1 protein-coding gene is annotated in these 1351 nt (G+C 36.7%); it reads left to right on the plus strand.

Going from position 1 to position 1351, the window contains the following annotated elements:
• Window positions 1-155: 155 nt before the first annotated feature.
• A complete protein-coding gene (locus ACW2QF_RS14310; RefSeq protein WP_455716686.1) occupies window positions 156-1121 on the plus strand; it encodes an N-acetylmuramoyl-L-alanine amidase in 966 nt (321 codons plus the stop codon).
• Window positions 1122-1351: the final 230 nt, after the last annotated feature.

Consider the following 1351-nt stretch of genomic DNA (forward strand, 5'->3'; position numbering starts at 1 on the left):
AATCAAGAAATAATAATTGAGAATAAAGAAATAATAATTGAGAATAAAAAAGTAACAATAGAGAAACATGAAAAATCATCAGAAGAACAAGAGAACTAAATGTTTTTGAATAGAAATTAGCAAGCATATGAAATAATATGAGGGATGGGAATGGGATGAGAATAAGTAAGCGGTTTTATAAGAATGTATTATGTCTGTTGCTGTGTGCAGTGGTAGTTATAAGTGCAGGAAACTATGGGAATATCGTAAGTGCTTCAACAGGACAAGCTAAGGTTACCATTACAAAGAAGAAAACCACAATGACTGCTGGTAAGAGTTATACATTTGGTGCAAAAGTAGAAGGAACAACATCAAAGGTTACATGGTCTGTATCGAATAAGAAGATTGGCGCAATAACGAAGGCGGGTAAATTCACGGCAAAGAGAGCAGGTAAAGTTACAATTACTGCTAAAGCAGGTACGGTATCTGCTAAAGTGAAAGTTACAGTGAAAGGCAAGAAGATTATTGCTATAGATCCAGGACATCAAAGTAAAGGGAATAGTGCATTAGAAGCAGTTGGTCCAGGAGCATCTACGAAAAAAGCAAAAGTAGCATCAGGGACAACAGGTGTGAGTACGAAAGTACCAGAGTATAAATTAACACTTGAAGTATCACTTAAGTTAAAAGAGGCATTATTGGATAGAGGGTATGAAGTTGTAATGACGCGTGAGAAAAATGATGTAAATATCAGCAATAAAGAGAGAGCGTTATTAGCCAATGAAAGCGGCGCTGATATCTGTATCCGTATTCATGCAGATGGTTCAACGAATCAAAGCGTGAATGGAGCAAGTGCCTTATATCCATCGACAAAGAATCCATATGTTTCAAACTTAAGCAAAGCAAGTAAGAAGTTGGCTGCTTCAGTTATAAAAAATTTCTGTAATAAGACAGGCGCTAAGAATAGAGGTACTGTTACAAGAGATGACTTAACAGGTACAAATTGGAGCACTATTCCGGTTATTGTCTTAGAGATGGGATTTATGAGTAATAAGGCAGAAGATAGGAAGATGCAAAAAGATAGTTATCAAGCTAAGATGGTAGAAGGTATTTGTAATGGCATAGACGACTATTACTCTAATTAGAAACGCAAATATCTGGAAAATACAGGTGTTGACATTGCCACAGCTACTGTGAAGTCAGCTAGTGAGATTCTAGAGCAAATACCAGAATTCTTTGAAGTATTTTGATAAAGGATATATTTAATAATAAGTGAACGTATCAAAGAGTAAAGGGGCTGTTTTAGACAGCCCCTTTATGCGGTTTGCCCGACATGGGCAAACTCTAACGGGTGAAAGTCCCGAGTGTACCTAGG

It is taken from the genome of Anaerosporobacter sp., assembly GCF_965301125.1.

Coding starts and splice junctions, on each gene's coding strand:
- ACW2QF_RS14310 (WP_455716686.1), top strand. CDS start 156: ATGAGAATAAGTAAGCGGTTTTATAAGAATGTATTATGTCTGTTGCTG.